The organism is Fodinibacter luteus (genome assembly GCF_039541575.1).
Classification (GTDB): domain Bacteria; phylum Actinomycetota; class Actinomycetes; order Actinomycetales; family Dermatophilaceae; genus Fodinibacter; species Fodinibacter luteus.
Window position 1 is genome coordinate 147,473 of the sequence record NZ_BAABGM010000014.1, and the last position, 16,150, is coordinate 163,622.

A 16,150-nucleotide genomic window follows, 5' to 3' on the forward strand; every position below is an offset into this window, starting at 1 on the left:
CACGAGGAGTCGACATGTTGGTCCGAGTAGCTGACTGGTGCCATCGCATGCGCCGTCTGGTCGTCGCCGGCTGGGTTGCCGCCCTGATCGGCACCTTCTTCCTGGCCGGCGCCGTCGGCGGAGAGTTCCGGCAGGACTACCTCCAGCCCAGTTCGGAGTCCCAGGAAGCGGTGGAGACGCTGCGCACCTCGTTCCCCGAGCGAGCCGGTGACAGCATCCAGATCGCCATCCAGTCACGAGATGGCGTCACAGCACCGCCGATACAGGCCCGGGCGGAACGGGTGTTCGACGCCGTGGCCCGCGCCGAGCACGTCGTGGACGTCCTCAGCCCCTACAGTGCCCCGGATGCCGGGCGGATCTCCGCTGACGGCACCACGGCCTTCGCCACCGTCACGCTGGACAGGACGGTCAACGAGTTCACACCCGAGGAGGCTGCCGACCTCGTCGAACCCGTCCTGGCAGCCGCAGGCGACGACATGCAGGTCGAGGTCGCCGGACCCGTCGCAGCGCTGTCGCAGACCGCCCCCATCGGATCCGAGGCGATCGGGCTCCTCGCCGCAGCGGTCATCCTGCTCTTCACCTTCGGGTCCGCCGTCGCCATGGGGCTGCCGCTGGTCACAGCCCTCCTCGGGCTGGGCATCGCCATGTCCCTCGGTGAGGTGCTGCGCAGGGTGGTCGACGTGCCGGACTGGGCGCCCGCCACGGCCGCGATGGTCGGCCTCGGGGTCGGCATCGACTACGCCCTGCTCATCGTCACCCGGTTCCGCGGGGCCCTGGCCGACGGGCAGGAACCCCGTGAGGCCACCGGCACCGCCATCGGCACGGCAGGTCGCGCAGTGGTGTTCGCCGGGCTGACCGTCGTCGTCTCGATGCTCGGCATCCTGCTCATGGGACAGGCGTCGATGACGGGCTTCGCGTTCTCCGTGGTGCTCACCGTGCTCGTCGTCATGGCGGCATCGGTCACCCTGCTCCCCGCTACCCTCGGCTTCACCGGCCGCAGCATCGAACGCCTCCACGTGCCGTTCGTCCGCAGGGTCGCACGACCGCTCGACGCCTCCCGCTGGTACCGGTGGAGCCGGTTCATCCAGCGAAGCCCCTGGATCGCCGCCACCGGCGCGCTCGGGGTGCTCCTCGCGCTGGCCGCTCCGTTCCTCGGCATCCGCTTCGGCATGCCGGACGCGACGAACGACCCTGCGACGTCCACCACCCGCCAGGCCCACGAACTGCTCGCCGATGGGTTCGGGCCCGGCTTCTCCGCCCCCCTGGTGCTCACCGTGCAGGGTCGCACCGGGCCCGACCTCACGACCGCGACCGACGCGCTCGGAGCGACGCTCCGCAGCACGGCGGGGGTGGCATCGGTCGAACCCGCGGTGGTCAACGCCGCCGCCGACACCGCGGTGCTGACCCTCTTCGCCAGCACGTCCGCCCAGGACCCCGCCACCGACGACCTGGTCGACAGGCTCCGTGACGAGAGCATCCCCGGCGCCATCACCGGCACCGGCCTCAGCGTGGACGTCGGCGGCATGGTCGCGGCCAACCTCGACACCACCCGCGGAGCTGCCGAGCGACTCCCCCTGTTCTTCGGCGGGGTGCTGCTCATGTCGTTCGTCCTGCTGATGATGGTGTTCCGCTCGGTCGCCGTGCCGCTCAAGGCCGTGCTGATGAACCTCCTCGCCAGTGCCGCCGCGTTCGGGGTGCTCGCACTGGCGGTCGGCGGAGGAGTGCTCGGAGGGCTCGTGGGCATCCCGGAGGGCACCCCCGTGCCCATCCAGCTGCCCATCGGAATCTTCGCCATCCTCTTCGGCCTGTCCATGGACTACGAGGTGTTCCTGCTCTCCCGCATCAAGGAGGAGTACGACCGCACCGGCGACAACGCGATGGCAGTCGCGGACGGCCTGGCGAAGTCCGCCCGGGTGATCACCGCCAGCGCCGCGATCATGGTCACCGTCTTCTTCTCGTTCGTCCTCGGCGACGCGGTCCTGAGCAAGCTGTTCGGCTTGGGCCTGGCCGCCGCCATCCTCATCGACGCCACGGTCATCCGGATGGTGCTGGTCCCCGCCACGATGGAGCTTCTCGGAGAGCGCAACTGGTGGCTCCCCGCATGGCTGGACCGGCTGCTCCCCCACCTCACCGTCGACGGCACCGTCCCGCCCACGACGAGGGCGCCCGCTGCCGACGCCGCGCCGGAGCCGGCGCTGATCGGAGGCAACGCATGATCTCCATCGAAGGACTCACGCGAAGGTACGGTCACACCCTGGCCGTGGACGACGTGACGTTCACCGCGGCATCCGGCCGGGTGACCGGCTTCCTCTGCCCCAACGGAGCCGGCAGGTCGACCACCATGCGGATCCTGGTCGGACTGACCCGTGCGACCTCCGGAACCCCTGTCATCTCCGGGCGCCGGCTCGCCGACCTGCCGAACCCGGGCACCGAGGTCGGGGTGCTCCTCGACGCCTCCGCCCAACACGCCGGACGCACCGGCCGGGAGATCCTCACCCTCGCCCAGCGCCTCATGGGGCTGCCACGTGACCGAGTCGAGCAGAGATGCTCGATCTCGTCGGCAGCTGGTCACCACCAGGACCCGACACCGGCGGCGGACTGATGGGGACAGCCGTGGACATGCCGCCCCCCTACCCCGCGGCGCCGACGCCAACCATCACCATCGCCCCGTCAGCCGGGACCGTGGGATGCCGGCAGACGGCCGGCATCCCACGTCGCCCTGCCGGTCGGCGCGACGCGGACCCTGGTCGGGCTCAGGTGGTCGGCGGCAGGCGGCGCAGCGCGAGGGCGGCGACGTCGTCGTCGTAGGTGTCGTCCCGCATCGCGTCGACGACGCGCAGCAGCCCGGCATCCAGCGCGGGGTCGTCCAGCGCCGGCAGCGCCTGGGCGAGCCGGGCGAGTCCGTCGTCGATGCTCTCGCCGCGGCGCTCGATGAGGCCGTCGGTGAACATGAGGAGGGTGTCGCCCATCGCCAGCGGGACCACGGTCTGGCGCCGCGGGGCCTGGGGCAGGCCGACCGGCGGCCCGTCGGCGAACGGCAGCTGGTGGACCGTGCCGTCGTGGTGCGCGACGAGCGGCGGCGGATGTCCGGCATTGGTCAGCGCCAGCGCGCCCGTGGCCGTGTCGGCCACGCCGTAGACCATGGTGACCAGCTGCTCGGCGCCGTAGCTCACCGCCATGTGGTCGAGGCGGCTGACCACGGATGCCGGTTCAGGGTCGACGGACGCGAACGCCCTGGTTGCTGCCCGGATCTGCGCCATCGCGGCCGCTGCGGCCACGCCACGCCCCATGACGTCGCCCATGACCACGACGTAGCGCCCACCGCCGATGGCGAACCCGTCATAGAAGTCGCCCCCGACCTCGGTGCGACCCGAGGGCTCGTAGTGGCATGCCACGGCCCATCCCGGCGAGGGGACGACGACCTCGGGGTGCACCGCCCGCTGCAGCTGCTGCGCGGCATCCCGGGTCTGGCTGTGCAGCTCCGAGTTGTCGATGGCGGTCGCGGCGCGCCGGGCCAGGTGCTCCGCGAAGCGCAGGTCGTCGTCGCCGTAGAGGCGCTCGTCGTCGGTCGACACCCAGGTGAGCACCCCGATGACCCGCCCCCGCACGACGAGGGGCACGAGCAGCGCACTGCGCAGGTGCAGCTCGCGCGCCATGCGCAGCTGCTCGTCGTCGAGCGCCCCCGCCGCCAGCACGTCGTCGGTGATCTCGCGGACCAGCTCGGCCCGGCCGCTTCGCACCACGGCCCACGGCCCGGTGAGCGAAGAGGGCTCGGCCGGCCACCGCTCGTGCAGCGCCCACGCCAGCTCGACCTTCTCCGGGTCGACGTGGGCGACCGCCAGCCGACGCAGGGCGCCGTCACGCACGACGTCGATGGCGCACCAGTCCGCGAAGGTCGGTACGACCAGGCGGGTCACCCTCGCGATGGTCACGTCGAGGTCGAGGCTGCTGGCGAGCGTGATCGAGGCCTCGGCGAGGAAGGCCAGCCGTGCCGTCTGCTGGCGCGCCACGGCCGAGGCCTCGATGCGCTCCAGCGCCTGGGCGCAGGTGTCGGCCATGATCTCGAGCAGCTCCACCTCCGTCGGGTGGATGCCGTCGGGTCCGGGGATGGACATCGCGATCGAGCCGGTCACGACCCCCGCCACCCGAAGGGGCAGCGCGACCAGGGTGCGCTCCCCGCGGTCCATCTCCGGACGGTCGGGGTAGCGCTCGGCGATGGCCGCGGCCCCTGCCAGGACGAGGGTCCGACCGGAGCGGATGACGTCGGTGGCGGGGGTCTCCAGCACCAGCGGGAACGTCTCCCACCGCTGCGCCTCCTCGACGGGCAGGCCGCGCAGCCCGACGAGCCGCACGAGCTCGCCCTCGCGGATCGCGAGCGCCGCGATCGAGGCGCGGACGGCATCCGCGATGTGGTGGGTGACGATCTTCGTCACGGTGTCGACGGTGTCCGCCCCCGACAGCTCGTAGGTCACCCGAGCCAGGCGGGTCACGCTCTCCCGGGCACGACGCGCGGTGGAGCGCTTCCTGACACGCGCCGTCCCGGGCTGCTCCACCCACCCATGCTCGCAGGTCAGCGCTCCGATGTCTGTGCCCCGGCTCGGTCATCCCGGGACCGCCCGCCCTGCCACGGTCATGGATGCCGGGACCGGCAGACAGTCATACCCCTGGGGGTAGGATGCCGACGAGGGTGGTCGCCATGATGGACGGGTTGTCGATGGGGTTCGTGTGGGTCTGGCCCGTGCTGCTCGTCGCCGGGGTCGCCGTCCTCGTCTGGGGGCTGTCGCGGGCCACCACGACCGGCAGTGGGAGCCGTGCACCGAGCAGGGACGAGCCGGCGCGACAGATCCTGCGGGAGCGCTTCGCTCGCGGAGAGATCACCGAGCAGGAGTACCGCGAACGGATGCGCGTCCTGGATGAGCACTGAGATCAGGCGTCGCCGCGCCCTGCAGGTCGCTGCCCTCGGTGCGGCCTCGGCGGTCGTCGGAGGGGTGGGGACGTGGAGGTCGCTCGTCGCGCCGAGGCTCACCGGCCTCGACCCGCAGGCGGGCCGACCCCTGCGCGAACCTCAGGTCCTCACCAGCCGAGGCGGGCTCCTCGAGGTGGGTCTGACGGCGACCGGGGGCGTCGTGCTGGCCGGGCGGCGAACCCGCGCCCTCGGCTACAACGGCACGAGCCCCGGGCCGACCCTCCGGGTGGCCCCTGGGGACGTGCTGCGGCTGACCCTGACGAACAACCTCCACGACACCACGAACCTGCACACCCACGGACTCCACGTGTCCCCGGAGGGTGAGAGCGACGACGTCTTCCGCATGGTCGAACCCGGACAGAGCGCGCGCTACGAGTACGCCATCCCCGCCAGCCACCCCACCGGCACGTTCTGGTACCACCCGCACCACCACGGCACCGTCGCGGACCAGGTGTTCGGCGGACTGTTCGGGGCCCTCGTCGTCGCCGCCGCCCCGAAGGACCCCGGGGCGGTCCGGGAGCGGGTGCTGGTGGTCAGTGACACCACGCTGACCACCGACGGAGAGGTCGCAGCGGTCAGCCGGCAGCAGGTCATGCAGGGGCGAGAGGGCGAGCTCGTGCTCGTCAACGGTCAGCTGCGCCCGCGCATCGACCTCAGCGCCGGATCTCCCGAACGCTGGCGCGTCGTCAACGCCTGCACGTCGAGGTTCCTCGAGCTCGTGCTGGACGAGCACGCCTGGGGGTTTCTCGGCTACGACGGGCAGGCGCTGCACGAGCCCGACGAACTGGCCGCCGTCGTCCTGGCGCCGGGCAACCGCGCCGACATGCTCGTGCGACCGACCGGGACCGGTACGTTCGCCCTGCGAACCCTCGACCACGACCGGGGCCGCATGGGGATGATGGCCGGCGGTGCATCGCTCACCTCGGTGGGGACGACGCTGGCCACGGTGCGCGTCACGGCGACGGAGTCTCCGGCTGCCGCCGACGCGGGCAGCACGCCCGCGCACGGCAGCGGCATCCTGCCCGAGGTCGCCGACCTTCGTGGCCAGGTGCCAGACGCTCGCCGCACCCTCACCTTCACGATGGGCATGGGCATGGGCATGGGAGGTGGCGGTGGCGGGATGTCGTTCGGCTTCGACGGCCAGGAGTTCGACCCCGAGCGCGTCGACCAGTCCGTGGCCCTCGGAACGGTCGAGGAGTGGACGATCGCCAATGCCTCGCCGATGGACCATCCCTTCCATCTGCACGTGTGGCCGATGCAGGTGGTTGCTGCCCCCGACGCGGCCCCCGGGGGACGCCCGGACTGGCGTGACGTCGTCGTCGTACCCGCCCGCGGACAGGTGACGGTCCGGGTCCGGTTCACGGACTTCGGTGGGCGCACCGTCTACCATTGCCACGTCCTCGACCACGAGGACCTGGGGATGATGGGCGTCATCGAGGCCAGGCCCTGAACCGCGGCGACCGACCGGCAGGCGGTCCGGGGCTCACGTGGCTCGATCCGCCTGGAGTGCCGCGACCACGCGCGACGCCGGCGTGCGGGGCAGCTCGGGGAACTCGGTGCGCAGCTCGGTGTCGTCCGTGGTGGGGAGCTCGTCCATGGCCAGCGCTGCCCGGGCCTGCCGCGCCATGTCGGGCTTCAGCAGGCCGACCGTGTTCGCCATGACGTGCAGGACGGGGCGCGGGACGTGCCGCGGACGTCCGCTCCAGCCGTGCTGGGCCATGATCATCTCCGCCAGGCCCGTCAAGGTCACCGCCTCCGGACCGCAGATCTCGAGGACCCGCCCGCGCAACGTGTCGTCGACGACGGCACGCTCCACCAGGGCCGCCACGTCGGCGACGCTGACCCAGGTGATCGGGTTGTCCCCGCGACCGAACACCAGGGGGCGGTGCGACGAGCCGGCAGTGCTCTCGATGAGCCGGGCCCAGGTCTCGGTGTAGGCCTCCGGTCGCAGGATCGTCCAGGCGGGCCGACTCGATCGCAGCCGCTCCTCGGCGGCGTACTTGGCTCGCATGAGCTCCATCGGGCTGTCGGGCGAGGCCCCGACGACGGAGACGAGCACGATGTCCGCCCCGACCCGTTCGGCGGCCTCGATGAGGTGGATGTTGCCGTCGCGGTCGACCGACTGCGGGGTGACTCCCCCGGGCCCCATGAATCCCTGCACCGCGCACACGACGACGTCGACGCCCTCCATCGGCGAGCCGAGGCTGGCCGGTTCGCGGACGTCGGCGCGCACGACCTCCACGTCGGGGTCGATCGTGCCGGGATCCGGCGCCAGCCCGCGGCTGAGGACACGGACCCCAACCCCTCGTCGGTGCAGCCCGTTCGCGACGACGCTCCCGAGGCATCCGGTGCCGCCGGCGATGAGGACTCGGGTGGGTGACATCGACATCTCGTGCTCCATTCCCCCGCCCGGGAGTGGCCACGGTGCCCATGGTCAGGCTCCTCGCGGTGCCCTCCCACGCTATGGCCGCCGACGGTCCGACGCGTCGGGAGGTGACGAACGGAGCAGCCGGCCGTCGAGCACAGCGCGCCGACGGACAGGCAGTGCACCCGCCCGCGTCGCGCGGCACGCTCGACCAGCCACGTCCAGCCGCCCGACTGCCTGTTCGTGGACGCGCCGCAGAAGGTCAGCGCGAACGCTGTCCCGTGGGTCACCGAGGAGGCCCCTCCCGAGGGCGCCCGGCGTAGCCTTGAGGTGCACGGACACGCTCCCGAAGGAGTGATGACGATGTCGACACCGACACGGTTCCTGTCCCGAGAGCGCCGCACCCTGCTGGCCGACGCCCTCCTCTTCGCCGCCGCCTTCGGCGGTGCCGCCCTCGCCCTGATCACCCTGGTCTCCGAACTGGTGACCGACACCGGGTGGTACGAGCCGGCATCCATCGCCCTCATGGCCGCGGCGGTGCTCGTCTGCCCCTGGGTGGCCTGGCGGCTGCACGGTCGCAGGGCGACCCGCACGACCGCCCTCGGCGCGACGGTCGGGGCGCTCACGAGCGGCATCGCCGTCATGGCGGTCATGTGGAGCGTGGCGCTCGTCGCCCTCGCGGTGAACTGGGTGACCGGGGATGCCGTGTCGATGGGCGTCGTCGCCCTCGTCGTCTCCGGCTCCGCGGTCGTCGCGCTGCTCGCCTGGCTCGACACCGACGCGGTCCGGGACCTCGTGCGCGAGCACCGGCACGTCGGGCTCGACATCGGGCGCATCGCCGCGACCGCGGTCGCCCTCGCCACGCTCGGCGGCACGCTGTGGTGGGCGGCGCTGCACCCGGGTGAGGCACCGGCGGAGATGCTCGAGTTCTCGTTGCTCTTCGGTGTCTCCGCGGCGGCCGTCGCCCTCGGGGCCGACATCGCTGCCGGTCTCGCCACCCCGGCGACACCGGCGACGCCGGCGACGCCGGCGCCACCCAGCTGACCCTCGACGAACGGTCCGTCACGCCGCCGACGGGGGTAGCGTGAGGCGATGAGCGACCGCCCCGCTGCGACCACCGTCGGCGCGCTGCGTGCCACCGGCCACGAGGCGCGCAGCGTGCGCGCCGAGATCCGCGCCAACCTGCTCGCCGCCCTAGCCGGCGGGCGCGACCCGTGGCCCGGGCTGCACGGCTTCGGCCAGAGCGTCATCCCCCAGCTCGAGCGGGCCCTGCTCGCCGGGCACGACGTCGTGCTCCTCGGCGAGCGCGGCCAGGGCAAGACCCGCCTGCTGCGCAGCCTCGTCGGGCTGCTCGACGAGTGGTCGCCGGTCATCGCGGGGTCCGAGCTCGGCGAGCACCCGTTCGAGCCGGTCACCGCCGAGTCGCGGCGCCGGGCCGCCGAGCTCGGAGACGACCTGCCCGTGGAGTGGCGCCACCGCGACGAGCGGTACGCGGAGAAGCTCGCGACCCCGGACACGAGCGTCGCCGACCTCATCGGCGACGTCGACCCGATGCGCGTCGCCGAGGGTCGCCGGCTCGGTGACCCCGAGACGATCCACTTCGGGCTCATCCCCCGCAGCCACCGGGGCATCGTCGCGATCAACGAGCTGCCCGACCTCGCCGAGCGCATCCAGGTCGCGATGCTCAACGTCATGGAGGAGCGCGACATCCAGATCCGCGGGTACGTCCTCCGGCTGCCGCTCGACGTGCTCGTCGTCGCGAGCGCCAACCCCGAGGACTACACGAACCGCGGCCGGATCATCACCCCGCTCAAGGACCGCTTCGGCGCCGAGATCCGCACCCACTACCCGCGCGAGCTCGCCGACGAGGTGGCCGTCATCCGGCAGGAGGCCCACCTCGTCGCCACCGTGCCGGACGCGCTGCTCGAGGTCATCGCCCGCTTCACGCGCGCGCTGCGCGCCTCGCCCGCGGTCGACCAGCGCTCCGGGGTGTCGGCACGCTTCGCCATCGCCGCGGCCGAGACGGTCGCCGCCGCCGCCCTGCACCGGGCGACGGTCGTCGGCGAGGACGACCCGGTCGCCCGGGTCGTCGACCTCGACGCCGCCCTCGACGTCCTGCGCGGCAAGGTCGAGTTCGAGTCGGGCGAGGAGGGCCGCGAGCGCGAGGTCCTCGCCCACCTCCTGCGCACCTCGACCGCCGAGACCTGCCGCCACCTGCTCGGCGGCATCGACCTCGCGCTGCTCGTCGAGGCGATCCAGGACGGCGCCCTCGTGACGACCGGGGAGCGGGTCGGCGCCCGCGAGTTCCTCGAGGGGCTCCCCGTGCTCGGCGAGTCCGAGGTCTACGACGCGGTGTGCGACCGGCTCGGCGCCCGGACCGACGGTGAGCGGGCGAGCGCGGTCGAGCTCGCGCTCGAGGGCCTCTACCTCGCCCGCCGGATCGCCAAGGACAGCGCCGACGGCGCGACGGTCTACGGATGAGGACGCCACGGTGAGCGGCAGCGGGCGCACGTCGAGGTACTCCCGGTACGCCGGGGGGCCCGACCCGCTCGCGCCCCCCGTCGACCTGCGCGAGGCCCTCGACGTCCTCGGCGAGGACGTCATGGCCGGCACCTCCCCCGAACGGGCGCTGCGCGAGCTGCTGCGGCAGGGCACCGCGTCCCGGGTCGGCCTCGACGAGCTCGCGCGGCAGGTGGCGCAGCGCCGCCGCGAGCTGCTCCGGGAGCACTCCCTCGACGGCACCCTCGACGAGGTGCGGCGGCTCCTCGACGAGGCGGTGCTCGCCGAGCGAAAGCAGCTGGCCCGCGACCTCGACGACGACGCCCGGTTCGCCGAGATGCGGATCGAGGGGCTCCCGGCATCCCCCGCCGCTGCCGTCACCGAGCTGGCCGATTACCCGTGGCGCAGCACCGAGGCGCGCGAGAAGTACGAGCAGATCAAGGACCTCCTCGGCCGCGAGCTGCTCGACCAGCGCTTCGCCGGCATGAAGCAGGCGCTCGAGAACGCCACGCCCGAGGACCGCGAGCGGGTCGAGGAGATGCTGAGCGACCTCGGTGACCTGCTCTCCGCCCACGCCCGCGGCGACGACACGAGCGAGCGGTTCCGCGACTTCATGGACCGGCACGGCGAGTTCTTCCCCGAGAACCCCCAGGACGTCGACGAGCTCATCGACGCCCTTGCCACCCGGGCCGCCGCCGCCCAGCGGATGCTCGCGTCGATGACGCCCGAGCAGCGCGCCGAGCTCGCGGCGCTGTCCCAGCAGGCGTTCGGGTCACCCGGGCTGATGCAGCAGCTCGACCGGCTCGACGACCTGCTGCGCGGGCTCCGCCCCGGGGAGGACTGGGACGGCTCCGAGCAGTTCGGCGGCCAGCAAGGGCTCGGCCTCGGCGACGGCACGGGGGTGCTCCAGGACATCGCCGAGCTCGACACGCTCGCCGACCAGCTCGCCCAGGTCCACCCGGGCGCCCGGCTCGACGACGTCGACCTCGACGCCCTCACCCGCCAGCTCGGCGACGAGGCCGCCGTCGACGCCCGGGCCCTCACCGCCCTCGAGAAGGCCCTGCGCGACAGCGGCTACCTCACCCGCGCCGCCGACGGCACGCTGCGCCTGTCCCCCCGGGCGATGCGCGAGCTCGGACGCTCCCTGCTGCGCGACGTCGCCGGCCGGCTGTCGAACCGGCAGGGCGCCCGCGACGTGCGCGCCGCCGGGGCCGCGGGCGAGCCGAGCGGCGCGAGCCGCTCGTGGGAGTTCGGCGACACCGAGCCGTGGGACGTCACCCGCACGATGACCAACGCCCTGACCCGGTCCGCGGCCGACGGCGAGGCGGGGCGCGACGGCATCCGGCTCGACATCCGCGACGTCGAGGTGAGCGAGACCGAGGCCCGCACCCGCGCGGCGGTGGCGCTGCTCGTCGACACCTCGTTCTCGATGGCGATGGACGGGCGATGGGTGCCGATGAAGCGCACCGCACTCGCACTGCACCAGCTCGTCTCGACGCGCTTCCGCGGCGACCACCTCGAGCTCATCGGCTTCGGGCGGCACGCTGAGGTCATGCAGATCGAGCAGCTCACCGCGCTCGACGCGATGTGGCAGAAGGGCACCAACCTCCACCACGCGCTGCTCCTCGCCAACCGGCACTTCCGGCGGCACCCGCACGAGCAGCCGGTGCTCCTCGTCGTCACCGACGGCGAGCCGACGTCCCACCTCGAGCCCGGCGGCGAGGTGTTCTTCGACTACCCGCCGCACCCGCGGACCATCGCGCTCGCCGTGCGCGAGCTGGATGCCGCGGCGCGCCTCGGCGCCCAGACGACGTTCTTCCGGCTCGGCGAGGATGCCGGCCTCGCGCGGTTCGTCGAGTCGATGGCCCGGCGGGCGGGTGGTCGCGTCGTCGCCCCCGAGCTCGGCGACCTCGGCGCCGCGGTGGTCGGCTCCTACCTCGGGTCGCGTTCTCCCGACTCCCCGTTCGGCGGGTCGTACCGCGACCTGTTCGGCGAGCGCGGCTTCTGGGCGGAGTGAGTCCCTGTCAGCCCGAGTGCTCTCGCGGGCAGGTGACGGCGGCAGTCAGGTCGAGGCAGAGCACCTACGCCTCCCGTCATCCGAGCTTGTAGCCGATGCTCCGCAGGAGGGCGCGCCGCTCGGCGACGTCGGCGTCGGTCTCGACGCCCACCGGTGGCTCCCCGTCGACGACGCCGACGATGCCCCGCCCGAGTCCGGTGACGGCGACGAGGACCTCGACCGGGTTGGCCGTCGCGCAGAAGATCGTGCAGACCTCGGGCACGGCCTTCAGGGGGTTGAGGACGTTGACGGGGAAGCCGTCGCGGAGCATGACGACGAACGAGTGGCCGGCGCCGACCTCCGAGGCGGCACGGGTCGCCAGCTCGACGAGCTGCGCGTCGTTGCCCGAGTGCCGGACGAGCCGTGGCCCCGACGCCTCGCAGAAGGCGACCCCGAAGCGCAGCGCGGGACTCACCCCCACGAGCGCCTCGTGGAGGTCGTCGACCGTCTTGATGAAGTGCGCCTGGCCGATGACGACGTTGACGTCATCGGGCGTGGTGACGGGCACGACGTCCCAGGACGGCATCCCGCTCACCACGCCCGCACCGGTCAGTGCACCCGGACCGTCGCGACGACCCCGGCGTGGTCGGACGCCCACAGCGGCGGCGTCGCCGAGAACGGGGTGTCACCGACGACCTCGGCGGACACCGGTCGCACCGCACCGTGCGTCAGCACGAGGTCGATCCGGCTGCGCAGCTGCGACGTCGGGTTGGTGAGGGTCGAGTTCTGGCAGCAGGTGAGCCCCGCCTCCCCGGGGTTGACCGACCACGCGTCCCGGAACCAGGACTTCGTCAGGTCGGCGTAGGACGTCGTCGTGCTGCCGTCGGCCGCGGAGTTGAAGTCGCCGGTCGCGATGACCGCCGGGCCGCGCCCCGGGCCGGCGAGGAACTCGGCAGCCTGGGCCTCCTGGATGTCCGCCGAGTCCTCGACCTCGAGGTGGGTGTTGACGAAGGCGAACTTCTTGCCCTGGTAGACGGCGTCGACCGAGGCCCAGCCGCGGTCGAAGGAGACGGGGGCGGGCACACCCGGGGGCTGGAACGTCTGCTGCTCCTCGAAGCTACCGCTATTCGGGTTGGACCAGCTCAGGCCCTGGGTGTCGGCGTTGACGAGGATGACGTCCCGGTCCTGCAGCGTCACGTCGCACACGAATACTGGGGGCACTGCCGGCGGAGGTGGAGCACAGCCGAAGGCCGGGGCCACGAGCGGGGCCGGGCCGATGTTCGCGTTGTCCGAGACCGCGGCCACCTCATAGTCCAGCCCCCGCGCAACGAGCTCTGCCTGGAGGAGCTCGAGGAAGTCGTAGCTCGGCGGGTTGGCCCCGGGGGCGCCACGGGCGATCCAGGTCGAGACCTCCTGCAGCCCGATGAGGTCGGGCTCCTCCGCCTCGATCGTGTCGGCGATCGCGCCAGCACGCTTCGGGAAGTCGGTGAAGACCATCGTCCCGTAGATCTGGGCGACCGCGGCCACGAACTGCTCGCCGGTCGTGGCCCCGAGCGCTGGAGTCAGGCTCGAACCGAGGTAGAGGTTCTGCGTCATGACGGTGAGCTCGCGCTTGTCCTTGGCCTGCGCGCCGGTGGATCCGGCGAGGGGGAGGGCGAGCGCCAGCGCCGCCGCGAGTCCGAGTCGTACACCACTGCGAAGCCTCATCGAAGTCCTCGTTTCCGGGACGGCGTCGTGCCTGCCACGACGGCCACCACCTGCAGTATTGCGCCAGGCGGCCCCCGATGTGGGAGATCAGCCGAACCGGCGCCGGCTCGCGAGCGCCTCGCGGAGCTCGTGGTCGGCGTCGACGACGGCGCGGCGCACCCCGGGGGTCAGGTCGGCCCTCGCGAGGATCGCCCCCGACGCCGTCGCCGTGGCCTCCTCGACGAGCCGCGTCGGGTGCATCGCGGTGACGACCCGCGACAGGGCGTCGTCCCCCATCCGGGCGGACATGCCGACGAGCAGGTCGCCGACCCGATCGACGTACGGCCGCACGAGCTCGGGGTCGGGCGCCACCCAGAACCCTCCGCCGACGGCGAGCGCGGCGTGGTTCGACAGCTCGGTGTCGTCACGCAGCCGCCCCCACGCCCACTCCTTCGCCGCACTCGTCGGCCGCACCGCCCGCACCCCGAGGGCGGCGAGTGACCCGGCGAGCGAGCGGTCGGCCGCCTCCGCCGCCTCGATCTCGTCGTCCGCGAGCCGCCCGAGGGTCGCGAGCCGGCGCAGCACGCCCCACCGGAAGTCGTCGTCGCCCTCGAGGACGTCGGGGATGCCGTCGCCGGCCGCCCAGCGCCGCAGCCGGTCGGTGTCCGAGCCGGTTCGGGCCCACACCCGGGCCGCGAGCACGGCGAGCGCGCTCCCGGCATCCCCGCGGATGCCGGCGGCGCGGGCCAGCAGCTCGTCGGCCGCGTCCGCGACCCGGGCGAGGGCCGGCTCCTGCTCTGCCGGAGGGAGGAAGAGCGGCACGACCTGGGTCGTCACGAGGAGCGCCACCCTGGAGAGCACCGCCGACGAGGTCTCGCGGGGCCACGCCGCGGCGAAGACCGCGAGCGCCGTGCGGGGGTCGACCTCGGCGCGGTGCACCGCCCCGAGGAGGGCCACCCACACGACGGCCCGGGCGTCGGCGTCCGGGACGTCGGCGAGCCCCTCGACGAGCGCGTCGGTCGTCGCGGCGTCGAGCGACACCTCGGCCCAGGTGAGGTCGGACGCGTTCGGCACGACGATCGCGCCGGGCGGCACGGCATCCAGGCCCGGGACGGGGGTCCGGTCGCACTCGGCGACGACGTCGACCCGGGCCAGCTCGCGTCCCCCCGCGAAGGCGGCGACGTCGAGGGTGTGCGGCCGGTCGGCCGGATGGTCGGCGGGGGGCGTGCGGAGGAGCACCCCGTGCTCGACGGCGAGCCGGTCGGCGCCGGCCGTCTCGAGCCACGCGGCGCTCCACGCGGCGAGCGAGCGCCCGGATGCCACCTCCATCGCCGCGCGGAACTCGGCGAGCTCGCCGTTGCCGAACGCGTGCGAGCGCAGGTACTCGGTGACGCCGGCCGTGAAGGCCTCGTCGCCGACGTGCGCGATGAGCTGGCGCAGCACCGAGGCGCCCTTGGCGTACGAGATGCCGTCGAAGTTGCCGAGCGCCGACAGCGCATCGGGAGCCGGTGACCCGGCCACGGGGTGGGTGCTCGGGGCGCGCTCCGCGGCGTACCCCCACATCTTGCTGACGACGCCGAACTCGACCCAGGCATCGGCGAACTCGGTGACCTCGGTGACGGCGCGGTAGGCCATGTACTCGGCGAACGACTCGTTGAGCCACAGGTCGTCCCACCACCGCATCGTCACGAGGTCGCCGAACCACATGTGCGCCATCTCGTGGGCGATCGTGTTGCTGCGCTGGAGCACCTGGTCGGGAGTGGCGGCCCCGCGGAAGACCATCGTGTCGCGGAAGGTGACGCACCCCGGGTTCTCCATGGCGCCGGCGTTGAACTCGGGGACGAAGACCTGGTGGTACTCGCCGAACGGGTACCGGATGCCGAACAGCCGGTGGTAGTGGTCGAAGCAGGCACGGGTGGTCTCGAGCACGTGTCCGGCCTGCTCGCGCAGGTGGGTGCCGAGCGACCGGCGGGCGTGGATGCCGAGCGGGATGCCGTCGTGCTCGTCGCGCACGGACGCCCACGGCCCGGCGCACACGGTGACGAAGTACGTCGCGAGCGGCGGGGTCGTCGCGAGCTCGGTGCGACCCGGTGCGGTGACCGTGGCGCCACCGTTGCCGAGCACGGTCCACCCCTCGGGTGCCGTGACGGCGACGGTGTACGGCGCCTTGAGGTCGGGTTGGTCGAAGCAGGCGAACACCGTCGGCGCGGCATCGAGGAAGAGGTGGCCGTAGACGTAGTCCTCGTCGTCGGCCGGGTCGGTGCTGCGGTGCAGGCCCTGCCCGTCGTGGCTGAAGCCCATCGTCGCCTCGACCTCGAGGACGTTCTGCGCCGCGAGGCCGGTGAGGACCAGCCGACCCTCGGCGAGCGACGCCGGGTCGAGGGCCGCCCCGTTGAGCGAGACGGCGTGGAGCGCGCGCGGCCGCAGGTCGACGAAGGTCCGGCCCCCGGGGTCGTGGCACGTGAAGCGGATCGTCGTGCGCGACCCGAAGACCTCCGGCCCGCGGTCGAGGTCGAGGTCGACCTCCATGGCGTCGACCGTGAGCAGGGCGGCGCGGGCGGTGGCCTCGGCACGGGTGAGGGACGGCATGGCGCACAGCCAACCAGACGGTGGTGGATCGGCGGGCGGGGACGGCGTG

General features: G+C 73.2%; 12 protein-coding genes. 7 read left to right on the top strand and 5 right to left on the bottom strand.

Annotation, left to right across the window (positions count from 1 at the left end):
• Nucleotides 1-47 precede the first annotated feature (47 nt).
• Both ABD899_RS11765 and ABD899_RS11770 read left to right on the top strand, forming a co-directional pair.
• A complete protein-coding gene (locus ABD899_RS11765; RefSeq protein WP_345206076.1) occupies nucleotides 48-2,216 on the top strand; it encodes an MMPL family transporter in 2,169 nt (722 codons plus the stop codon).
• A 44-nt stretch (nucleotides 2,217-2,260) separates the two neighbouring features.
• Complete coding sequence (locus ABD899_RS11770; protein ID WP_345206079.1) at nucleotides 2,261-2,602, top strand: ATP-binding cassette domain-containing protein; 342 nt, start codon at nucleotides 2,261-2,263, stop codon at nucleotides 2,600-2,602.
• A 151-nt stretch (nucleotides 2,603-2,753) separates the two neighbouring features.
• On the opposite strand, the gene ABD899_RS11775 is transcribed toward ABD899_RS11770, so the two are convergent.
• On the bottom strand, nucleotides 2,754-4,553 hold the full coding sequence (locus tag ABD899_RS11775; RefSeq protein ID WP_345206082.1) for a GAF domain-containing SpoIIE family protein phosphatase: 1,800 nt from the start codon (nucleotides 4,551-4,553) through the stop codon (nucleotides 2,754-2,756).
• Nucleotides 4,554-4,696: 143 nt separating this feature from the next.
• Here ABD899_RS11775 and ABD899_RS11780 point away from each other — a divergent pair, with 143 nt between their 5' ends.
• Nucleotides 4,697-4,924: an SHOCT domain-containing protein gene (locus tag ABD899_RS11780; protein WP_345206085.1), complete on the top strand. Its 228-nt coding sequence runs from the start codon at nucleotides 4,697-4,699 to the stop codon at nucleotides 4,922-4,924.
• The gene (locus ABD899_RS11785; protein ID WP_345206087.1) at nucleotides 4,914-6,416 is read left to right on the top strand and encodes a multicopper oxidase family protein; all 1,503 of its coding nucleotides are present in this window, start codon (nucleotides 4,914-4,916) and stop codon (nucleotides 6,414-6,416) included. Before ABD899_RS11780 ends, ABD899_RS11785 begins: the two co-directional genes overlap by 11 nt.
• A 33-nt stretch (nucleotides 6,417-6,449) precedes the next feature.
• On the opposite strand, the gene ABD899_RS11790 is transcribed toward ABD899_RS11785, so the two are convergent.
• Nucleotides 6,450-7,349 (bottom strand): SDR family oxidoreductase, encoded by a 900-nt coding sequence (locus tag ABD899_RS11790; RefSeq protein WP_345206090.1) that lies wholly within the window; start codon nucleotides 7,347-7,349, stop codon nucleotides 6,450-6,452.
• 345 nt (nucleotides 7,350-7,694) lie between these two features.
• On the opposite strand from ABD899_RS11790, the gene ABD899_RS11795 reads away from it, so the two are divergent.
• From ABD899_RS11795 to ABD899_RS11805, 3 genes are read left to right on the top strand one after another with little or no spacing between them, the layout of a single operon-like run.
• Nucleotides 7,695-8,375 (top strand): hypothetical protein, encoded by a 681-nt coding sequence (locus ABD899_RS11795; RefSeq protein ID WP_345206093.1) that lies wholly within the window; start codon nucleotides 7,695-7,697, stop codon nucleotides 8,373-8,375.
• A gap of 48 nt (nucleotides 8,376-8,423) precedes the next feature.
• Nucleotides 8,424-9,812 (top strand): magnesium chelatase ATPase subunit I, encoded by a 1,389-nt coding sequence (locus ABD899_RS11800; RefSeq protein WP_345206095.1) that lies wholly within the window; start codon nucleotides 8,424-8,426, stop codon nucleotides 9,810-9,812.
• Between the two features lie 10 nt (nucleotides 9,813-9,822).
• Entirely contained in the window at nucleotides 9,823-11,847 is a 2,025-nt protein-coding gene (locus tag ABD899_RS11805) for a vWA domain-containing protein (RefSeq protein WP_345206097.1), read from the top strand.
• Between the two features lie 76 nt (nucleotides 11,848-11,923).
• On the opposite strand, the gene ABD899_RS11810 is transcribed toward ABD899_RS11805, so the two are convergent.
• The 3 genes from ABD899_RS11810 to pepN all read right to left on the bottom strand — a co-directional run bounded on the left by ABD899_RS11810 (nucleotide 11,924) and on the right by pepN (nucleotide 16,101).
• Nucleotides 11,924-12,412, bottom strand: coding sequence for an adenosine-specific kinase (locus tag ABD899_RS11810; RefSeq protein ID WP_345206099.1), 489 nt, complete (start codon nucleotides 12,410-12,412; stop codon nucleotides 11,924-11,926).
• A 23-nt stretch (nucleotides 12,413-12,435) separates the two neighbouring features.
• The gene (locus ABD899_RS11815) at nucleotides 12,436-13,533 is read right to left on the bottom strand and encodes an endonuclease/exonuclease/phosphatase family protein (protein ID WP_345206101.1); all 1,098 of its coding nucleotides are present in this window, start codon (nucleotides 13,531-13,533) and stop codon (nucleotides 12,436-12,438) included.
• An 87-nt stretch (nucleotides 13,534-13,620) separates the two neighbouring features.
• Nucleotides 13,621-16,101, bottom strand: a complete 2,481-nt coding sequence (pepN, locus tag ABD899_RS11820) for an aminopeptidase N (protein WP_345206103.1) — start codon at nucleotides 16,099-16,101, stop codon at nucleotides 13,621-13,623.
• Between the last annotated feature and the right edge of the window lie 49 nt (nucleotides 16,102-16,150).

Bases quoted from the DNA above. Each gene is read 5' to 3' on its own strand.
- ABD899_RS11795 (WP_345206093.1), top strand. From the start codon at position 7,695: ATGTCGACACCGACACGGTTCCTGTCCCGAGAGCGCCGCACCCTGCTG.
- ABD899_RS11785 (WP_345206087.1), top strand. From the start codon at position 4,914: ATGAGCACTGAGATCAGGCGTCGCCGCGCCCTGCAGGTCGCTGCCCTC.
- ABD899_RS11780 (WP_345206085.1), top strand. From the start codon at position 4,697: ATGATGGACGGGTTGTCGATGGGGTTCGTGTGGGTCTGGCCCGTGCTG.
- ABD899_RS11815 (WP_345206101.1), bottom strand. From the start codon at position 13,533: ATGAGGCTTCGCAGTGGTGTACGACTCGGACTCGCGGCGGCGCTGGCG.
- ABD899_RS11800 (WP_345206095.1), top strand. From the start codon at position 8,424: ATGAGCGACCGCCCCGCTGCGACCACCGTCGGCGCGCTGCGTGCCACC.
- ABD899_RS11810 (WP_345206099.1), bottom strand. From the start codon at position 12,412: ATGCCGTCCTGGGACGTCGTGCCCGTCACCACGCCCGATGACGTCAAC.
- ABD899_RS11765 (WP_345206076.1), top strand. From the start codon at position 48: ATGCGCCGTCTGGTCGTCGCCGGCTGGGTTGCCGCCCTGATCGGCACC.
- pepN (WP_345206103.1), bottom strand. From the start codon at position 16,101: ATGCCGTCCCTCACCCGTGCCGAGGCCACCGCCCGCGCCGCCCTGCTC.
- ABD899_RS11790 (WP_345206090.1), bottom strand. From the start codon at position 7,349: ATGTCACCCACCCGAGTCCTCATCGCCGGCGGCACCGGATGCCTCGGG.